The sequence below is a fragment of the Nonomuraea africana genome, assembly GCF_014873535.1.
In the GTDB taxonomy this organism is placed as follows: Bacteria; Actinomycetota; Actinomycetes; order Streptosporangiales; family Streptosporangiaceae; genus Nonomuraea; species Nonomuraea africana.
Map to the genome: position 1 here is coordinate 2,464,777 of NZ_JADBEF010000001.1, position 17,265 is coordinate 2,482,041.

Sequence of the window (17,265 nt, forward strand, 5' to 3'; positions counted from 1 at the left end):
GAGACGCGCCGTCTGGCCGACACTCATACATCCTAATGTCTTAACAAATGTTTGACACGCGCCGGTCCCGCTCGATAGAAAACGTCACAACGGACAGTTCGGCACGCCCGACGGGACGCGCCGCGCAGCGGGCGAGGACGTGCGCCGCCCCGATGACCTGCGGCTGGTCGAGTCGAACGTCCAGTTCACGAGGCGCTTCACGATCATCGTCAAGGACACCGGCGTCGCGTGACGCCGCCCATCGAACAGGAGTCACCCATGCGCCTCGGCGTCATCGGTCTCGGCCTCATCGCGCAGGCCGTCCACCTGCAGAACCTTCAGACGCTGCGCGAGAAGTACCAGGTCACCCACGTCTGCGACCTGTCGGCCACGCTGGCGGCGCAGATCGCGGCGGAGTACGGCGGGCCCGTGCGGCACTCCACCGACGCCGCCGAGGTGCTGGCCGACCCCGAGGTGGACGCGGTCCTCATCCTCACCCCCGGCACCCACGCCGACCTGGCCCGCAGGGCGCTGGAGGCGGGCAAGCACGTGCTGGCCGAGAAGCCGTTCGCGCACACCACGGCCGAGTGCCTCGAGCTCGACGCGCTGGCCGCGGCCAAGGGCCTGGTGCTGCAGGTGGCCTACATGAAGATGTACGACCCGATCATGGCTCGGGCCCGCGCCGAGCTGGCCGGCCTCGGCGCGCTCAGACTGGTGCGGGTGACCGTGCTGCACCCCGACGACGAACCGCAGTTCGCCCACCAGCGCCACCTTCGCTACGGCGACGTTGACCCCGCCACCATCGACACCTCCTACGAGCGGGCGAAGGCGGCCGAGGCCGTGGGCGACCTCGGCGAGCCGTACCAGTCGATCTACACCAACGTGCTGCAGGGCTCGGTCGTGCACGAGTTCTCGGTGCTGCGCGCCCTGTTCGGCGAGCAGCCGCTGTCCATCGCCCACGCGCAGGCCGCAGGGCTCAAGCCCGGGGTGAAGCCGGAGGAGCCGCCACAGCTGCAGGCGCTCGGCACGCTCGGCGACGCCCAGCTGTCGCTGTCGTGGAACTGGCTGCCCGACTTCCCCGACTACGGCGAGGAGATCGCGGTCTTCGGCTCCGCCGGCCGTCTCTACCTGAACCTGCCCGGCCCCTACCTGCGCGACGCCCGCGCCGAGCTGGTCGTCGAGACCGTGCAGGGCGGCGAGCGGGCCACCACCCGCCTGGTCTCCGACCACCGCACCGGGTTCGTGCACGAACTGCTCGCCTTCCACGCCTCCGTCACCGAGGGCGCACCCGTCCTCTCCACCGCCGCCGGCGCCGCCTACGACACCGCCGCCCTCCAGCAGATCGCCCGGAGCCTCGCATGAACAAGATCGCCTCTGCCCCCTGCAGCTACGGAGTCCACGGCGGCCAGTCCATCGACATGAAGCCGGTCGAGCTGCTCGAGGCCATGGCCGCCGCCGGTTACACCGGCAGCGAGCTCGGCCCGCCCGGATTCTTCGGCTCGCCCGCCGAGACCGCCAGGTTGTTCGCCGACAACGGGCTCACCGTCGTCGCGTCCTACGTGCCGCTGCACCTGTCGCTCTCGGAGGAGGTGCTGGCCGCCGACCTGGCCGCCATGCGCCAGACCCTGGAGGAGCTGGCCGCCTCCGGCAACCCCGACGTCGTGGCCGTGCTGGCCGACGAGGGAGATGACGCACTGCGCGCCAACCCGTGGCGCACCGGCGCCGGCTGGAACGCCGCCACCTGGGGGCGCGCCGCCGACCGCGTCGCCGCCGCCTGCGAGGTCGTCAGGTCGTACGGCGTTCGCCCCGTCTTCCATCCCCACTACGCCACCTACGTCGAGCAGGCCGCCGAGATCGACCGGCTCATGGAGCTGACCGACGTCTCGCTCTGCCTCGACAGCGGCCACTTCGAGCTCGGCGGCGCCTCGCCCGCGGGCTACGCCGAGAAGTACGCCGACCGCGTGCACCACGTCCACGTCAAGGACGTGCGCCACTCCGTCGTCGCCGACGCCAAGGCGCGCGGCGACGTCGACCTCGAGTCGTGGTGGGCCGGCGTGGCGTGCCCGCTCGGCCGCGGCGACGTCGCCCTGGAGCCCTTCCTCGCCCAGCTCAAGGCCAACGGCTACGCCGGGTGGTACGTCATCGAGCAGGACAGCGCCGCGGTCACCGCCGAGACGTGGGACGCCGTCATCGCCGACCAGCGGCACAACCTCACCTGGCTGGCGGAGCGTCTGTGACCGAGCCGTCCGGCCGGACGTCCCGCCCGACATCCGGCCCGAAGACCGTCCCGAAGACAGGCCCGAAGACAGGCCCGAAGTCCGTCCCGAGATCCGGCCCCGCGCTCATCCCCTCGTCGGTCTCCCCGGAGAACCCCGGCCCCGTGGTGGGGGTCGTGTCGCCGGGAGACCTCGGCCCCGTGCGGAGCTCCGCCACCCTGGAGGACCCGTCCCGAGAGCACCCCGGCCCCGCCTTCGATCCGCCGAAGACCCCAACAGGAGAGCGCTCATGATCCAGGACAGGCTCGCGACGCTCGTCGAGACCAGGGCCAGCCGGCCCGCCGCGATCGCCGAGGCCGCCGCCCTCCGGGTGCGCCCCGGCAGCCTGCTCGGCGAGCACGGCAAGCTCATGGTGATCGCCGCCGACCACCCCGCCAGGGGCGCCCTGCGCGCGGGCGACCGCCCCCTCGCCATGGCCGACCGGCTCGACCTGCTCGACCGGCTCTGCACCGCACTTGCCAGGCCCGGCGTCAACGGCGTCCTCGGCACCCCGGACATCCTCGAGGACCTCCTGCTCCTCGGCGCGCTCGACGGCAAGGTCGTCATCGGCTCGATGAACCGCGGCGGCCTCGCGGGCGCGGCGTTCGAGATGGACGACAGGTTCACCGGCTACGACGCCGCGCGGATCCAGGCGATGCGGTTCGAGGGCGGCAAGACGCTGACCAGGATCGACTACGCCGACCCCGCCAGCGTCGACACCCTCGAGGCGACCGCCAGAGCCGTCAGCGGCCTGGCCGAGCGCGACCTCCTGGCGATGGTCGAGCCGTTCATCTCGCACCGGGTGGATGGCCTGGTGCGCAACGTGCTCACCCCCGACGCCATGGTCAAGGCCGCCGCGATCGCCGCCGGACTCGGCGGCACCTCCGCCTACACCTGGCTCAAGCTGCCCGTGGTGGACGACATGGAGCGCGTGATGGCCGCCACCACGCTGCCCGTCGTCATCCTCGGCGGCGAGGTGGACTCCGACCAGGAGGCGGTCTTCTCCAGGTGGCGCAAGGCGCTGGCCTGCCCGACCGCGCGCGGCCTGGCCGTGGGCAGGTCGCTGCTCTACCCGCCGGACGACGACGTCGTCTCCGCGGTCGACGCGGCGGTGGGTCTGCTGTGAGCCACCGCCGCAGAGGCTCGCCGGTCGCCCCCATCGCCCCATCGGCGCCTCGGTGACCGGAGGCCGCCGGGCAGCCTCAGCGGTCGAGCACGTGGAGGGCGGGCGAGCCCGGGGTGAGCAGCAGCGCGCCGTCCCGTCCGCAGGCGACCGTGTCGGCCACCCGCGCGCCGAACAGGCCGCTCAGCTGGATGGCGGGCGCGACGCACAGCGTCATGCCGTCGGCCAGCGGCTCGGGCTCGTCCAGCCGGGGCCCCTCGTCGGGTCCCCAGCCCACGCCCCTGCCGTTCACCTGGGCGAAGTCGCCGTAGCCGCTGTCCTCGATCACCTGGAGCGCGCGGCCCGCCACCTGGGCCGCGGGGGCGCCGGGCCGTACGGCCTCCAGCGCCGCCGCGCGGGCGGCCAGCACCACCGAGTACATCGCCTCGAAGTCCTCGGGCGGCTCGGCCACCGCGAACACCCTGGCCACCTCGGCGCAGAAGCCGTCCCACCTGCCGCAGACCGACACCTGCAGCGCGTCACCGGGATTGATGACCCGCTCGGTCGGCGCGTGCGCGCGGGCCGCGGTGTGCTCGCCCGCGGCGACCCGCACCGACAGGAGCTCCTCGCAGCCGCCCTCCACCATGAGCGCCCGCAGCCGGGCGGCCATCTCCCGCTCGGTCGCGCCGAACCAGGCCAGCTCCCGGGCGGCCGTCAGGACGGCGTCGGCCGCCCCCGCGGCCCTCGCCACCGCCTCGACCTCGCCGGGCGACTTCCTGAGCCGCAGCGGGCGCAGAACGGCGGAGGCGGGGATCAGCTCGGCGTCGATCCGCATCGCGAACAGCTCGGCGACCCGCATCTCGTCGTCCACGCCGACCCTGCGCGCCCCGCGGGGGACGAGCGCGGCGGGATCGCTCGTCTCGATCGGCGGCCGGTCCCTGACCACGACGAGGAAGGCGTCGCCCGCGCCGCCGAGGAAGCGGAAGTCGGGGGAGGGGCGCAGCACCAGCGCGTCCACGCCCGCCGCCGCCATCGCCTGGCGTACCAGCTGCTCCCTCATCACTCGGGGGCGTGCAGCCAGCAGGCGACGGGGCCGAAGGCGGGCTCCTTCACCCGGCACACGTCCATGACCAGCGGGCAGCGCGGGTGGAAGCGGCACCCCTGGGGCGGGTCGGCGGGATCGGGGACGTCACCGGGCAGCTCGGCGGGCAGCACTCCCAGCCCGTCGGGCTGGGGGATGGCGGCCAGCAGCGCCCTGGTGTAGGGGTGCTTCGGCGCGGCCCACACCTCCTCGGTGCGGCCCACCTCGACGATCTTCCCGAGGTACATCACCGCGATCCTGTCGGCGATCAGCCTGACCACCGACAGGTCGTGGCTGATGAACAGCAGGCCGGCGCCCGAGTCCACCGCCAGGTCGCGCATGAGTCTGGCCACCTGCGACTGCGCGGAGGCGTCGAGCGCGGAGATCGGCTCGTCGCCGATCAGCAGCGAGGGCCTGGCCGCCAGCGCCCTGGCGATCGCGATGCGCTGCCGCTGACCGCCGGAGAACTCGTGCGGGTGCCGTCCCGCGAACTCGCGGGGCAGGCCGACGCGCTCCAGCAGGTCCGCGGGGGCGGTGGCGGTGTCCCCCGCGGTGCGCAGGCCGTCGGCGATCTGGTCGCCGACGCGGCGGCGCGGGTTCAGCGAGGCGTACGGGTCCTGGAAGACCATCTGGATCGCGGTCAGCTCACGCCTGCGCAGGCCCAGCGGGGTGACCGGGCGGCCGCCGAAGGTGATCTCGCCCTCTGCCGCAGGATGCAGCCCGCAGACGGCCCTGGCCAGCGTCGACTTGCCGCAGCCCGACTCGCCCACCAGCCCGACCACCTCGCCGGGCGAGACCGTCAGGCTGGCTCCGGCCACGGCCCGCACCACGGGCCGTCCCGAAGAGCGGTGCTCCACGACCAGGTCGCTGATCGTCAGCGTCGTCATGCCGTCTCTCCGTCTCCTGCGGTCCTCTGCACCGGCTCCTCCCGGGCGGCGGGCGCCTCGGGGAGGGAGTCCAGGAGGGAGCGGGTGTAGGGATGGGAGGGCGTGCGCAGGACCTGCCCGCGCGGGCCCGACTCGACCACCAGGCCGTCCTTCATCACGCTCACCTCGTCGGCCACCGCCGACATCACCCCGAGGTCGTGGGTGACCAGCAGCACCGCCAGCCCCAGATCGTCGCAGAGGCCGCGCAGCAGCCGCAGCACGCCCGCCTGCACGGTCACGTCGAGCGCCGTCGTGGGCTCGTCGGCGATCAGCACCTTCGGCGAGCAGGCCAGCGCGATGGCGATGGCGATGCGCTGGCGCATCCCGCCGGAGAACTGGTGCGGGTAGCGGCCGAAGGCCTCGTCCGGTCCGGGGATGCGGACCTTGGCCAGGAGCTCCACCGCCCTCGACCGCGCCTCCGCGCGGCCGAGCCCCAGGTGGTGACGCATGTGCTCGGTGAGCTGCCTGCCGATGGTCAGCATCGGGTGCAGGCTGGTGGCGGGGTCCTGGAAGACCATGGCGATCTCGCCGCCGCGCACCCTGTTCAGCTCCCTGGACGGCAGGCCGAGCAGGTCCCTGCCCTCCAGCGCGATCGAGCCCGTGGCCCGCGCGCCGTGCGGGAGCAGGCCGAGGACGGCAAGACCCGTCATGGTCTTGCCCGACCCGCTCTCGCCGGCCAGGCCGTGCACCTCGCCCTGGCGCAGCGAGAGGTTCACGCCGCCGAGGATGTCCCTGCCGCCGATGGCGACCCTGAGATCGGTGATGTCGAGCATCAGAGCGCACGCTCCTTGATGGCGCGGGCCGTACGGGGGTCGAGGGCGTCGCGCAGCGTGTCACCGAGGAAGTTGAAGGCCAGCACCACGGTCAGGATCGCCAGACCGGGGAAGGTGGCCACCCACCAGCTGTCGAAGACCTCCACGCCGCCGGCGACCATCGCGCCCCACTCGGGGGAGGGCGGCTTGGCGCCCAGGCCGAGGAAGGACAGCCCGGACAGCAGGAGCAGCGCGGTGCCGATGTCGAGCGTGGCCAGCACGAGCACCGGGCCCGTGACGTTCGGCAGCACGTCCACCCGCAGCGAGCGCCACACGGAGAACCCCAGCAGCCTGCCGCTCAGCACGAACTCCCGCTCCCGCACGCCCAGCACGAGCCCGCGCGTGACGCGGGCGTAGGCGGGCCAGGCCACCACGAGGACGGCGAGCACCGCGTTGACCAGGCTCGCGCCCAGCGCCGCCGCGACCACCATGGCCAGGATGACGGTGGGGAAGGCGAAGACGAGGTCGGCGACCCGCATGATCGTCTCGTCCACCCACCTGCCGAAGTATCCGGCGCAGGCGCCGAGCAGGCCGCCGATCAGCAGGCTCAGGACGACCAGCAGCAGCGTCAGCGGGATGGAGACGCGCGCGCCGTACATGACCCTGCTGAGGATGTCGCGGCCGAGCTGGTCGGTGCCAAACCAGTGGTCGGCGCCGGGCGGCGCGAGTCTCGGCAGGTCCTGGGCGAGCGGGTCGTGCGGGGCCAGCAGCGGGGCCGCCAGCGCGATCACCAGCCAGGCGAGCGCGATCACCCCGCCGACGATGGCCAGGGGTTGCCGCCATGCTTCGGGCAGTCGTCGTCTCACTGCAGTCTCACTCGGGGGTCGATGACGCCGTACAGCACGTCCACGATCAGGTTGATGACCAGGTAGACCCCGCCGACCACCAGGCCCACGCCCATGACGGCGGGCAGGTCGAGGGTGGTGGCGCTCTTGTAGGCGTACTGCCCGACACCGGGCCAGGCGAAGATCGCCTCGACGAGGACGGTGCCCGACAGCAGGCTGCCGAAGGCGAGGCCGGCCACGGTGATGATCGGCACCAGCGCCGAACGGAGCACGTACCTGAACAGGATCACCCGGCCCGGCAGGCCCTTGGCGCGGGCGGCGCGGACGTAGTCCTGGCCGAGCACCTCGAGCACCGCGCTCCTGGTGAAGCGGGTGAGCAGGCCGATCGTGTAGAGGGCGAGCACCAGCGCGGGGGTGAGGAGGTGGCCCACCGCGCTGGCGAAGACGTCCCACTGGCCGGCCAGCGCCGAGTCCACCGTCGCGAGCCCCGTGACGGGCGGCGGGGCCGCCAGACCCGGGTCGATCCGGCCGCTGCCCGGGGTGATCTGGAGCCGGTAGAAGAAGACGTAGAAGGCCACCAGCGCCAGCCAGAACGTCGGCACCGAGATGCCGATCAGGCTGAGCACCCTCAGCACGTGGTCGGACAGGCGGTCCCTGCGCAGCGCCGCCACCACGCCGAACGCCACGCCCAGGACGAGGGAGACGACGATGGCCGCGCCCGCCAGCTCCAGCGTGGCGGGGACGGTCTCGACCATGTCCTGGCTGACCGGGCGGTGGCTCTGCTGGCTGGTGCCGAGGTCGCCCTGGAGCAGCCCCTGCAGGTGGATGAGGTACTGCTGGGGGAGCGGCTTGTCCAGGCCGTGCTCCTGCCGCCACTGGGCGACGATCGCGGGGTCGCCGAGGGCACGCTGGCCGAGGTTGGCGGTCGCGGGGTCGCCCGGCACGAGGTTGGTCAGGACGAACGTGACCAGCGTGATGCCCCAGGCCAGCAGGATCGCGATGAGGATCCGGCGCAGCAGGAACCTGGCCAGCGGAGCCCTCCTGCGCCGAGCGCGCGGGCGGGCGGCGAGCGTCTTCTCGGAGAGCGCCGGGTCCCGGTGGGGGGCGCCGGGGGAGGGCTCCGGCACGGCCGGGCGGGCCGTGCCGGAGGTCTCGTCGGTCATCGCGACGGCCTACTTGGCGCCGAGGTCGGCGAGGTCGACCGTCCAGACCGGGTGGTACTCGAGGCCGGTCACCGACGCGGCGGTGACGATGTTCTGGCTCGGCTGGATGAGCGGGATGAACGGGCCCGAGGCGTTGAGCTTGGTCTGCACGTCGGCGTAGGCCGCCTTGCGGGCCTCGTCGCCGATGGTCGTGGCCGCCTTCTCGCCCGCGGCCGAGACCGCCTTGTCGGCGCCGTCCTTCCAGCCGGCCCGCAGGCCGACCAGCTTGCCGGGCAGGAAGGCCAGGTAGTCGCTCGGGTCCGGATAGTCAGGGCCCCAGTACCACAGGCCGAGCTCCTCCTTGCCGTTGCGGTAGTTGTCGAGCGCGGTGGTGATCGGCGCGGGGGCGAGGTCGACGGTGATGCCGACCTCCTTCAGGTTGGCCTGGATCCGCTCGGCCAGCGGCTGGAAGGACAGCCCGTTGACGGTGAGCTCGCTCGGGTACTCCAGCTTCACCGTCGGGTTGGACAGCCCGCTGGCCGCCAGCGCCGCCTTGGCGCCCTCGACGTCACGCTTGGCCGCCTGGTCCTGCGGCAGCGCGCCCAGCAACTGCGAGGGGATGATCCCCGGCGCCTGCGTCGACCCCTCGCCGGCCAGCTCCAGCAGGCCCGCGTAGTCGACGCCCTTGCGCAGGGCCTCGACGAACTTGGCGTTCGGGGTGGTCTTGCTGACCGAGGAGTCCTGGTTGGCGAGCAGGAAGATGACGTTGGCCGAGGCGGTCTTCTTCACCTGGAGGTTCGCCGGCATGCCGGTCACCTGGTCGCCCGACAGGTTGAGCGCCACCTGGCTGTCGCCGCGCTGCACGTTCAGCTTCTGCGTGGCGGCCTCGACGTTGCGGATGACGACCCTGTCGTAGGCCGGCTTGGCGCCGTAGTACTTGGGGTTGGCCTTGAGCACGACCTGGCTCGTCAGGTTGAACGACTCGATCGTGTAGGGTCCCGAGCCCGCCGAGGCGGAGTTCAGGTACTGCTCGGCCTTGTCGCTCGCGTCCGTGGTCGCCCCGTGCTCCTTGGCGACCTTGCTGTTGAGCACGCCGAGCGCCGGGTTGGGCAGGATGTACGGCAGGGCGGGGTTGGGCGCCTTCGACGTCAGCGTGATCGTCGTGTCATCCGTCTTGGCCACCTCCACGCCGTCGAGCAGGAACGACGGCGTGCCCTTCATGTCGCGCACCCGGGTCAGCGAGAAGACCACGTCGTCGGCCGTCAGCGGCGAGCCGTCGGCGAACGTGGCGCCCTTCTTCAGCTTGAGCGTCAGCACCTTGCCGTCCTCGGACAGCTCGTACGACTCGGCCAGTGCGGGGACCGGCTTGGTCACGTCCGCGCCGTCGAAGGTCAGCAGGGTCTCGTAGACCGCCTTGCCGACGAACAGGCCGGTCGGCTCGTAGGTGCGCCCGGGGTCGGCGGTCTTCAGGTCGAAGGACGTGTCGATGACGAGGGTCTTGGCGCCGGACTGCGGTGCGGACGACGACTTGACGCCGCCGGCGGAGCAGGCGGCGAGCGCGAGAGCACCGACGACCAGCAGAGCTGCCGTCTGAGAGCGGGTCGCCATGGGGTGTCCTCCGAAGCTGGACGGTTGGTTGTGATTGGTCGTGGATTGTCCGGCAGAATGTCCAGCTCATGTCACAGGACTGAGATGTATGTGAAGGGATTGCTCACCTGATGGTTGAAATGTCTCCCCATGGCGGGCGCCCCGCTGATCCTTCTGGACGGATCGGCATCGGGCTCGAACTGGACAACACCCATCTGAAGATCCTCGAGGTCCTGCGGGAGAACGGCAGGATCTCCGTCGCGGCGCTGGCCGAACGGGTGGGGATCTCGCGGGCGAACGCCTACACCAGGTTCGAGGCGCTGCGGGCCGACGGGGCGATCAAGCGGTTCACCGCGGAGATCGACCATGTGCGGGCCGGTCTCGGCATCACCGCGCTGGTCTTCGTGACCGTGCGGCAGCAGATGTGGAAGCAGTTCCGCGCGGAGCTGGCCAGGATGCCCGAGGTGGAGTACTGCGCGATCACCACCGGCCAGCACGACGCGATGATCCAGGTGCGGATGGCCGACGTGGCGGCGGTGCACCGGCTGGTGACCGAGCGCATGGCCAACATCCCCGCGGTGAAGGCGACCGAGACCGTCTTCATCCTCGACGAGGTGCTCAGGCGGCCGTACGTGCTGCCCACCGACCGGGACGGCGGCAGGGACGCGGGCCGTACGGGCAGGCGCCCCGCGGCGCCCGAGCCCGCCGAGGTGCCGCTCGGCAAGATGCGCTTCGTCGGCGCGGCTGAGGGGAGGGCGGCGCTCAGGAAGGAGGGCGGCTGAGAGCTCCCATGTCTGGCTTTCGCGCACGCCGGGGCGAGGCCCGGCGCGGGCCGGACCTCTCCGGTTCATTCCTACCGCCCTGAGGTGGGCGCGTCCATGAGAGTTAGGAAAGTTTCCTAAATTCTGTTGACCCCTGTGACTTTCTGTGGGATCACGGTGCAAAGCTCCCATCTCTCCTGCGGAGAAGCAGATGAAGTTACGCACCCTCATCGCCGTCACCGGATTACTCGTCGTTTCCACTCCCGCGCTGGTCTCCGCCGCGCCCACCCGCTACGAGGCCGAGAACGCCACCGTCTCCCAGGGCGCGGTCGAGTCCAACCACGCCGGGTACTCCGGCACCGGCTTCGTCAACGGCGACAACGTCGCTGGCTCCTACACCGAGTGGACGGTCACCGCGCCGAACGCGGGCACCGCCACCATCGCCCTGCGCTACGCCAACGGCACCACCGCCAACCGGCCGAGCGACATCTCCGTCAACGGGACGCTCGTCGGCGACGACCGGGCCTTCAACCCCACGGGCGCCTGGTCCACCTGGGCCACCAGCACGCTGACCGCGCCCGTGGTCGCGGGCCAGAACACGATCAGGGCCACCGCCTCGGCCGTCGGCGGCAACCCCAACTGGGACTTCCTCGACTTCGAGGTGCAGGCGCCCAGCGACTTCACCGACTACCAGGCCGAGAGCGCGACGATCTCCCAGGGCATCGTCGACACCAAGCACGCCGGGTACACGGGCTCGGGCTTCGTCGACTACGCCAACGTCGCGGGGTCGTACGTGGAGTTCACGGTCAGCGCGGCCGCCGCCGGGCAGCAGTCGCTGGCCTTCCGCTACGCCAACGGCACCACGACGAACAGGCCGATGGACATCTCGGTCAACGGGACCGTCGTGGCCAAGGACTTCCCCGGCACCGGCGCGTGGGCGACCTGGCAGGAGGTCACCTTCAACGCCGCGCTGAACGCGGGCGCGAACGTCGTCAGGGCCACCGCCGGCACCGCCGGCGGCGGGCCCAACCTCGACCGGCTGCGGGTCAGCGGCCCGGGCGACACCGAGAAGCCGACCCCGCCGGGACAGCCGTCGTGCAGTGAGATCACGCACAACAGTCTCAAGCTGGCCTGGGGCGCCTCCACCGACAACATCGGCGTCGTGGCCTACGACATCTTCCACCAGGGCACCCAGATCGCCACCGCGCCGGCCTCGCCGTACACGCTGACCGGGTTGAACTCCGACTTCGGCTACCAGCTGTCGGTCTTCGCCCGCGACGCCTCCGGCAACGTCTCGCTCAGCAGCCCCGAGGCGGCCTGCCGTACGCTGCCCGCGCCGCCGGACGACCCGCCCAGCCAGCCGGGCCAGCCGGCCGTCTCGGGCGTGCAGCCCACCCAGGCGACCGTCACCTGGGCCGCCTCGACCGACGACAACGGCGTGCGCGCCTACCTGATCCGCGACGCCGCCAACACCGTCCTGCAGACCGTCACCGGCAGCCCGCCCGCGACCACCGCCACCGTCCCGCTGGAGTGCGCCAAGACCTACCAGCTGCACGTCGTCGCCCGTGACACCGCCAACCAGCTGTCCACGCCGAGCGCGCCCTCGGCCGCCTTCACGACCGGCTCGTGCGGAACCGTGCCGCAGACCCCGACGACGATCGCGGGCGGCTGGGACGTTCCGTGGGACATGTCGTGGGCGCCCGACGGCAGCTTCGCGCTGGTGACCGAGCGCGACACGTTCAGGGTCTTCAAGGTCACCCCCTCGGGCACCAAGACCCAGGTCGGCACCGTGCCCAACGTCGTGACCACCGACGGCGAGGGCGGCCTCATGGGCATCGACTTCTCGCCCGGCTGGAACGGCAGCACCGACCAGGAGGTGTTCTTCATGCACACCGCCTCGGAGGGCAACAGGGTCGCGAAGATGAACTTCAACGGCACCTCCCTCAGCGGCTACGCCTCCGTCCTGCAGGGCATCGCCAAGAACCGCTACCACAACGGCGGCCGCCTCAGGTTCGGCCCCGACGGCTACCTGTACCTCACCACCGGCGACGCGCAGCAGACCAGCACCGCGCAGAACCTCTCCTCGCTCAACGGCAAGATCCTGCGCATCACCAGGACCGGTGCCGCCGCCCCCGGCAACCCGTTCGGCACCCGGGTCTACAGCTACGGCCACCGCAACCCGCAGGGCCTCGCGTGGGACTCGGCGGGGCGGCTGTGGTCCTCCGAGTTCGGCAACGCCACACGTGACGAGCTCAACCTCATTCAGCCGGGCAAGAACTACGGCTGGCCGACCTGTGAGGGCACCTGCAGCGTCTCCGGCATGACCAACCCCAAGCACACCTGGTCGGTCTCCGAGGCCTCGCCCAGCGGCATCGCGATCGTCAACAACACGGTGTTCGTGGCGGCGCTGCGCGGCCAGCGGCTGTGGCGGGTGGTGCTCAACGGCGAGACCGTCTCCACCGTCAACTCCTACTTCACCTCCACGTACGGCAGGCTCCGCCTGGTGGAGAAGGTGCCCAACGCCAGCGCCATCTGGTTCGGCTCCAGCAACTCCGACAACAACGGCAACGGCAGCGCCGACGTGATCAGGCGCTCCGCCATCCAGTAACCCCCCGAGGGCCACCGCCACCACCGCAGGCGGTGGCCCGAACCCGGACCGAATCACTATCGGACAGGACCCCCATGGAACTCTCCAGACGCCAGCTCGGAACCCTGGTCGGCGCCGCGTTGCTCGCCCCCCATCTACCCGTCCGCCCCGCCACGGCGGCCGCCGCGTGGAAGCTGATGTGGTCGCCCGAGGCGAGCGTGGACGGCCTGCGCGCCTTCGAGACCATCGAGGACGACAGGGCCGACTCCCACCCCGCAGGACAGCCGCACATCTACGCCGAAGGCAACAACTTCCGCTTCAACATGCACACGGTCGACCGCGACACCTCCACCGACAGGCAGCGCCAGGAGGTGACGGGCAACCGTACGCCGAGCGGCTACCTCCAGTGGCTGAACGGCGAGACCTGGCGGCTGACGTACTCGATGTACATCCCCTCCTCGCTGAAGGCCACGACCACCTTCACCCACATCATGCAGACCAAGATGCCGGGGACGGGGACCGGTCCCATCACCGTCACCTCGCTGCGCAGGGTGGACGGCGCGCAGACCATCGAGCACAAGATCTTCGAGCCGAACATCCTGGTCGGCCGCACCGACCTGGTGCCGCTGCAGAACAGGTGGATCGACATCGAGTACGAGATGAAGATCGGCGACGGCAGCGCGGGCTCGGTCAGGTGGGTCGTCAGGAACGGGGGCACGACCGTCGTCGACGCGACGAAGACCGGAGTCGACACCTTCCTCGGCGACAGGGTCCGGCCCAAGTGGGGCATCTACCGCTCGCTCGGCGACACCTCGGGCTCGCTGCAGGACTGCCACCTGCTGCTGACCAACATGCGCGCCTACAAGCTGGTCCAGGCCACCGCGACCAGGCTGGAGGCGGAGAACGCGACGATCTCACAGGGCGTGGTGGAGTCGAACCACACGGGCTACTCCGGCACCGGCTTCGTCAACACCGACAACGTGGCGGGGGCCTACGTGGAGTGGCGTCATACCGCCGCCGCCGCGGGCAGCGCCACCCTGACCTTCAGGTACGCCAACGGCACCACGACGACCCGTCCGGTGGCCATCGCCGTCAACGGCGCCACCACGAACGTCGACTTCCCGGCCACCGGCGCCTGGAGCACCTGGCAGTCGAGGAGCATCACCGTCCCCCTCGTCGCGGGCGCCAACACGATCAGGGCCACCGCCACCACGGCAGGCGGCTGCCCGAACCTCGACTACCTGGAGGTCCTGGCCTGATGTCAAGGGCTTGCTTCGGCTTCCCTGATCTGGGTTCGATAGGGGCGGTCGTTCACCTGAAGGCGTGACAACCCCGACGTGGGAGGCGCACATGAAGGATCCGGACTTCAGCAGGGCGCAGTGGCGCAAGAGCACGTTCAGCGCCGACGGCGCCTGCGTGGAGGTCGCCTACGCGGAGGGCGCCATCGGTGTCCGCGACACGAAGCAGGACGGAGCCGGCCCCATCCTCGTCTTCGACGAGCGGGAATGGGCGGCCTTCCTCAGGGGCGTCCAGGCCGGGCAGTTCGAGATCGACGAGCTGACGGCCTGACGGCGGGAGGCGATGGCGCGAGCGGCGGAACGGGGCGGGCGAGGATCTCGCGGTGTCGTCCCGCTGCTCGCGGCGACCGGGGTCTCCGTCACCGGCGACGGCGCCTTCCTGGCGGCGGCCCCGCTCCTCGCCGCCACCCTGACCAGGGACCCGCTCGCGGTCGCGGCGGTGACGGCCGCCTTCTCCGTGCCCTGGCTGGTCATCGGCCTGCCCGCGGGTGCCCTTGTCGATCGCTGGAACCGCCGGCGGGTCATGCTGGCGGCCGATCTGGTCAGGGCGCTCGTCCTCACCGTGGCCGCCACCCTGGTGATCATGGGCCGCGCGAGCATCCCGGCGCTGGTGACAGCGGTGCTGGCGGTGGGCGCCGCGCAGTGCTTCTTCGACTCCGCGGCCCAGGCGACGATCCCGGCGGTCGCGGGGCGGGACAAGGACGCGCTCGCCCACGTGAACGGCCGCTTCTGGGCGCTGGACAACGTCGGACGCGGGCTCCTCGGCCCTCCGCTCGGCTCGGCCACGTTCGCGCTGGCCCGTGCCCTGCCGTTCGCGATCGACGCCGCCTCGTTCCTCGTCTCGGCATGGCTGGTGCGCGGGCTCCCCGACACCGGTGCGGCCGGCGCCGCCCGCGAGGGCCTGCTCTCCTCGGTGCGGGCGGGCCTGCGCCACGTGTTCGGCACCCGGGACCTGCGGGTGCTCGCGCTGAGCCTGGGCGCCTACAACTGCGGCTTCAACCTCGTCCTGGCCACCTTCGTGCTGTACGCCACGGACGTGCTCGCGGTGCCCGCCGCGGCGTACGGCCTGCTGATGGCCGCCGGGGCGATCGGCGGCGTCGTAGCGGGCTGGAAGGCGCGCGTCCTCACCAGGCGGCTCTCCTACCGGCAGACGACGGCTCTCGCGCTCGCCGTCCAGGCGCTGGTGTGGCTGGGTGTCCTGGCCGGCGCCGATGTCTGGACGACGGGCGTCCTGCTCGCCGTCGGTGGCGCGGGGGCGACGCTGACCAGCGTGGCCGTCGGGTCGGCGCGTCACGCCCTCACCCCCGACGACCTGCTCGGGCGCGTGGTCGCGGCGTTTCGCCTCTTCGGGATGGGCGCGGCGGGCCTGGGCGCGCTCCTGGGCGGCGTCCTGGCGCGCCTGTTCGGGCTGCACGTCCCGTTCATCGCCGCGTCGGGCCTGGTGGCCGTCGCCGCGGTGCTGGCCTGGCCCCGCCGGTCGCGCGCGTGATCCAGACCCGCCTGCACCAGGACCGGGGACCGCCCCGACGCGGGTGATCGCCCTGGAGGAACGGGCAGGCACGCCAGAGCAACCGGGGGCTTGGGGCTGGGTTCGGGTGGCGGGAAGGTGGTTCGGGGAACGAGGGGTCGCGGGGTCAGTGGGCGAGGGCGGACAGGGGTATCGCGTTGGCCATGGCCTGGTAGCCAGCGTCGCTGGGGTGCAGGTGGTCGCCGCTGTCATAAGGGGGCCACATCCGCAGCGGGTCCTCGGGATCGGCCAGCGCCGCGTCGAAGTCGGCCACCGCGTCGAAGGCCCCGCTCCTGATGAAGGCGTTGACGCTCTGCCGTACCGACTCCAGGGTCTCGTTGTGGACGCGCCAGCCCTTGAACGGCGTGAGCGTCCCGCCGACGACCTTGAAGCCGCGCGCGTGGGCCCGCTCGATGATCTGCCTCAGCGCGGCGATGATCGGGGCCGGGTCGGTCTGGTTGGGGGTCTGCTGGATGTCGTTGATGCCCTCGACCACGATCAGTGTCGTCGCGCCGGGACGCGACAGCACGTCACGGTCGAGCCGGGCCAGCGCGTTCACCCCCGCCGTGACGCCGCTGCCGCCGAGCGGCGTGCCGCCGTCCAGCAGCAGCCTGTTGGCGCTGATCCCGGCGTTCAGCACGCCCATCCGCCTGCTGCGCGGCTGGGCCAGCAGGCGATCGGCCAGGAAGTCGGGCCAGCGCCGGTTGGCGTTGGGCGTGGAGCGGACGCCGTCGGTGATGGAGTCGCCGAGCGTCACCACGCTGCCCCTGGCGGCCGGCGCCCGCACGTCCACGCCCGTGACGTAGTGCCAGGCGGCGGTCGTCAGCGGGAAGGAGGCGCCCGACTCGTCGGCGGCGTGGTCGCCGTCCGTGGCGTAGAAGGAGGTCTGCTGGGCCGCGGGATGGTAGGTCACCGGACCCGAGGGCGTGGGCACGAACGTGGTCACCAGCAGGTCCGCCTCGTCCGGCACGGTCATCGGCACGGGGTCGCTGACCGCCTCCGCGCCCGCCGGGATGATGATCGTCGGCTCGTGACCGAAGGTCAGCTCGTTGAGAGTCCCAGGGACGGCGTCGGCGGCCGTCGGGCGCTGCGCCAGCGCCACCGTCGCGTGCCCGATGACCAGCGGGGACCTGCCGAAGGCGTTCGACAGGTGCACCCGCACCGCCGTGCCGCCCAGGCTGAGGTGGACGATGTTGCGGATGGAGTAGTTCGGATAGCCGTTGTCGGTGTTCGGGACGCCGGAGGCGGGGGCCGTGCCCCAGCTGGCGATCCAGGTGGACTGGGGGCCGGCGTTCGCCGCTCCGCCCAGGCCGAGGAGAAGGAGGACGGCGGCGGCGATGGCGGCTAAGCGAGAGGGCATGCGGCGGCTCCGTCGGTCCTGGTGACTACTCCACTGCGCCGAAGGTGACGATCACGCCGTGATCGTAGATCGCGGGTCCGCCG

The 17,265-nt window shown here is 71.9% G+C and carries 15 protein-coding genes; 8 read left to right on the forward strand and 7 right to left on the reverse strand.

The features are described from left to right. The first annotated feature begins 258 nt into the window (after nucleotides 1-258). The 3 genes from H4W81_RS11470 (at nucleotide 259) to H4W81_RS11480 (ending at nucleotide 3,360) form a co-directional block, all read left to right on the forward strand. On the forward strand, nucleotides 259-1,341 hold the full coding sequence (locus H4W81_RS11470) for a Gfo/Idh/MocA family protein (protein ID WP_192774790.1): 1,083 nt from the start codon (nucleotides 259-261) through the stop codon (nucleotides 1,339-1,341). Continuing rightward, on the forward strand, nucleotides 1,338-2,216 hold the full coding sequence (locus H4W81_RS11475; protein ID WP_192774791.1) for a sugar phosphate isomerase/epimerase family protein: 879 nt from the start codon (nucleotides 1,338-1,340) through the stop codon (nucleotides 2,214-2,216). Before H4W81_RS11470 ends, H4W81_RS11475 begins: the two co-directional genes overlap by 4 nt. Before the next feature lie 268 nt (nucleotides 2,217-2,484). Continuing rightward, entirely contained in the window at nucleotides 2,485-3,360 is an 876-nt protein-coding gene (locus H4W81_RS11480) for a Cgl0159 family (beta/alpha)8-fold protein (RefSeq protein ID WP_192774792.1), read from the forward strand. 76 nt (nucleotides 3,361-3,436) lie between these two features. Here H4W81_RS11480 and H4W81_RS11485 read toward each other — a convergent pair whose 3' ends face one another. Genes H4W81_RS11485 through H4W81_RS11510 form a run of 6 tightly spaced genes read right to left on the reverse strand, consistent with a single transcriptional unit; the run spans nucleotide 3,437 to nucleotide 9,690 of the window. Beyond that, nucleotides 3,437-4,396, reverse strand: a complete 960-nt coding sequence (locus H4W81_RS11485) for a M24 family metallopeptidase (protein WP_192774793.1) — start codon at nucleotides 4,394-4,396, stop codon at nucleotides 3,437-3,439. Beyond that, complete coding sequence (locus H4W81_RS11490) at nucleotides 4,396-5,304, reverse strand: ABC transporter ATP-binding protein (protein ID WP_192774794.1); 909 nt, start codon at nucleotides 5,302-5,304, stop codon at nucleotides 4,396-4,398. Before H4W81_RS11490 ends, H4W81_RS11485 begins: the two co-directional genes overlap by 1 nt. Beyond that, nucleotides 5,301-6,116: an ABC transporter ATP-binding protein gene (locus H4W81_RS11495; RefSeq protein ID WP_192774795.1), complete on the reverse strand. Its 816-nt coding sequence runs from the start codon at nucleotides 6,114-6,116 to the stop codon at nucleotides 5,301-5,303. Before H4W81_RS11495 ends, H4W81_RS11490 begins: the two co-directional genes overlap by 4 nt. Next, a complete protein-coding gene (locus tag H4W81_RS11500) occupies nucleotides 6,116-6,961 on the reverse strand; it encodes an ABC transporter permease (RefSeq protein ID WP_183644118.1) in 846 nt (281 codons plus the stop codon). The genes H4W81_RS11495 and H4W81_RS11500 overlap by 1 nt, the downstream gene beginning before the upstream one ends. Then, on the reverse strand, nucleotides 6,958-8,103 hold the full coding sequence (locus H4W81_RS11505) for an ABC transporter permease (RefSeq protein ID WP_225958560.1): 1,146 nt from the start codon (nucleotides 8,101-8,103) through the stop codon (nucleotides 6,958-6,960). Before H4W81_RS11505 ends, H4W81_RS11500 begins: the two co-directional genes overlap by 4 nt. 9 nt (nucleotides 8,104-8,112) lie before the next feature. Further along, the gene (locus H4W81_RS11510) at nucleotides 8,113-9,690 is read right to left on the reverse strand and encodes an ABC transporter substrate-binding protein (RefSeq protein ID WP_192774796.1); all 1,578 of its coding nucleotides are present in this window, start codon (nucleotides 9,688-9,690) and stop codon (nucleotides 8,113-8,115) included. Between the two features lie 110 nt (nucleotides 9,691-9,800). On the opposite strand from H4W81_RS11510, the gene H4W81_RS11515 reads away from it, so the two are divergent. The 5 genes from H4W81_RS11515 to H4W81_RS11540 all read left to right on the forward strand — a co-directional run bounded on the left by H4W81_RS11515 (nucleotide 9,801) and on the right by H4W81_RS11540 (nucleotide 15,804). After that, on the forward strand, nucleotides 9,801-10,451 hold the full coding sequence (locus H4W81_RS11515) for an Lrp/AsnC family transcriptional regulator (RefSeq protein WP_192774797.1): 651 nt from the start codon (nucleotides 9,801-9,803) through the stop codon (nucleotides 10,449-10,451). A 190-nt stretch (nucleotides 10,452-10,641) separates the two neighbouring features. Continuing rightward, a complete protein-coding gene (locus H4W81_RS11520; protein WP_192774798.1) occupies nucleotides 10,642-13,038 on the forward strand; it encodes a PQQ-dependent sugar dehydrogenase in 2,397 nt (798 codons plus the stop codon). 74 nt (nucleotides 13,039-13,112) lie between these two features. Further along, nucleotides 13,113-14,276, forward strand: coding sequence for a carbohydrate-binding protein (locus H4W81_RS11525; RefSeq protein ID WP_225958561.1), 1,164 nt, complete (start codon nucleotides 13,113-13,115; stop codon nucleotides 14,274-14,276). A gap of 91 nt (nucleotides 14,277-14,367) precedes the next feature. Further along, entirely contained in the window at nucleotides 14,368-14,586 is a 219-nt protein-coding gene (locus tag H4W81_RS11535) for a DUF397 domain-containing protein (protein WP_192774799.1), read from the forward strand. A gap of 12 nt (nucleotides 14,587-14,598) precedes the next feature. After that, a complete protein-coding gene (locus H4W81_RS11540; RefSeq protein WP_192774800.1) occupies nucleotides 14,599-15,804 on the forward strand; it encodes an MFS transporter in 1,206 nt (401 codons plus the stop codon). Nucleotides 15,805-15,949: 145 nt separating this feature from the next. Here H4W81_RS11540 and H4W81_RS11545 read toward each other — a convergent pair whose 3' ends face one another. After that, entirely contained in the window at nucleotides 15,950-17,182 is a 1,233-nt protein-coding gene (locus tag H4W81_RS11545; RefSeq protein WP_192774801.1) for an SGNH/GDSL hydrolase family protein, read from the reverse strand. Nucleotides 17,183-17,265: the final 83 nt, after the last annotated feature.

Coding starts and splice junctions, on each gene's coding strand:
- H4W81_RS11520 (WP_192774798.1), top strand. CDS start 10,642: ATGAAGTTACGCACCCTCATCGCCGTCACCGGATTACTCGTCGTTTCC.
- H4W81_RS11505 (WP_225958560.1), bottom strand. CDS start 8,103: ATGACCGACGAGACCTCCGGCACGGCCCGCCCGGCCGTGCCGGAGCCC.
- H4W81_RS11495 (WP_192774795.1), bottom strand. CDS start 6,116: ATGCTCGACATCACCGATCTCAGGGTCGCCATCGGCGGCAGGGACATC.
- H4W81_RS11485 (WP_192774793.1), bottom strand. CDS start 4,396: ATGAGGGAGCAGCTGGTACGCCAGGCGATGGCGGCGGCGGGCGTGGAC.
- H4W81_RS11480 (WP_192774792.1), top strand. CDS start 2,485: ATGATCCAGGACAGGCTCGCGACGCTCGTCGAGACCAGGGCCAGCCGG.
- H4W81_RS11490 (WP_192774794.1), bottom strand. CDS start 5,304: ATGACGACGCTGACGATCAGCGACCTGGTCGTGGAGCACCGCTCTTCG.
- H4W81_RS11535 (WP_192774799.1), top strand. CDS start 14,368: ATGAAGGATCCGGACTTCAGCAGGGCGCAGTGGCGCAAGAGCACGTTC.
- H4W81_RS11470 (WP_192774790.1), top strand. CDS start 259: ATGCGCCTCGGCGTCATCGGTCTCGGCCTCATCGCGCAGGCCGTCCAC.
- H4W81_RS11475 (WP_192774791.1), top strand. CDS start 1,338: ATGAACAAGATCGCCTCTGCCCCCTGCAGCTACGGAGTCCACGGCGGC.
- H4W81_RS11540 (WP_192774800.1), top strand. CDS start 14,599: ATGGCGCGAGCGGCGGAACGGGGCGGGCGAGGATCTCGCGGTGTCGTC.
- H4W81_RS11525 (WP_225958561.1), top strand. CDS start 13,113: ATGGAACTCTCCAGACGCCAGCTCGGAACCCTGGTCGGCGCCGCGTTG.
- H4W81_RS11515 (WP_192774797.1), top strand. CDS start 9,801: ATGGTTGAAATGTCTCCCCATGGCGGGCGCCCCGCTGATCCTTCTGGA.
- H4W81_RS11510 (WP_192774796.1), bottom strand. CDS start 9,690: ATGGCGACCCGCTCTCAGACGGCAGCTCTGCTGGTCGTCGGTGCTCTC.
- H4W81_RS11545 (WP_192774801.1), bottom strand. CDS start 17,182: ATGCCCTCTCGCTTAGCCGCCATCGCCGCCGCCGTCCTCCTTCTCCTC.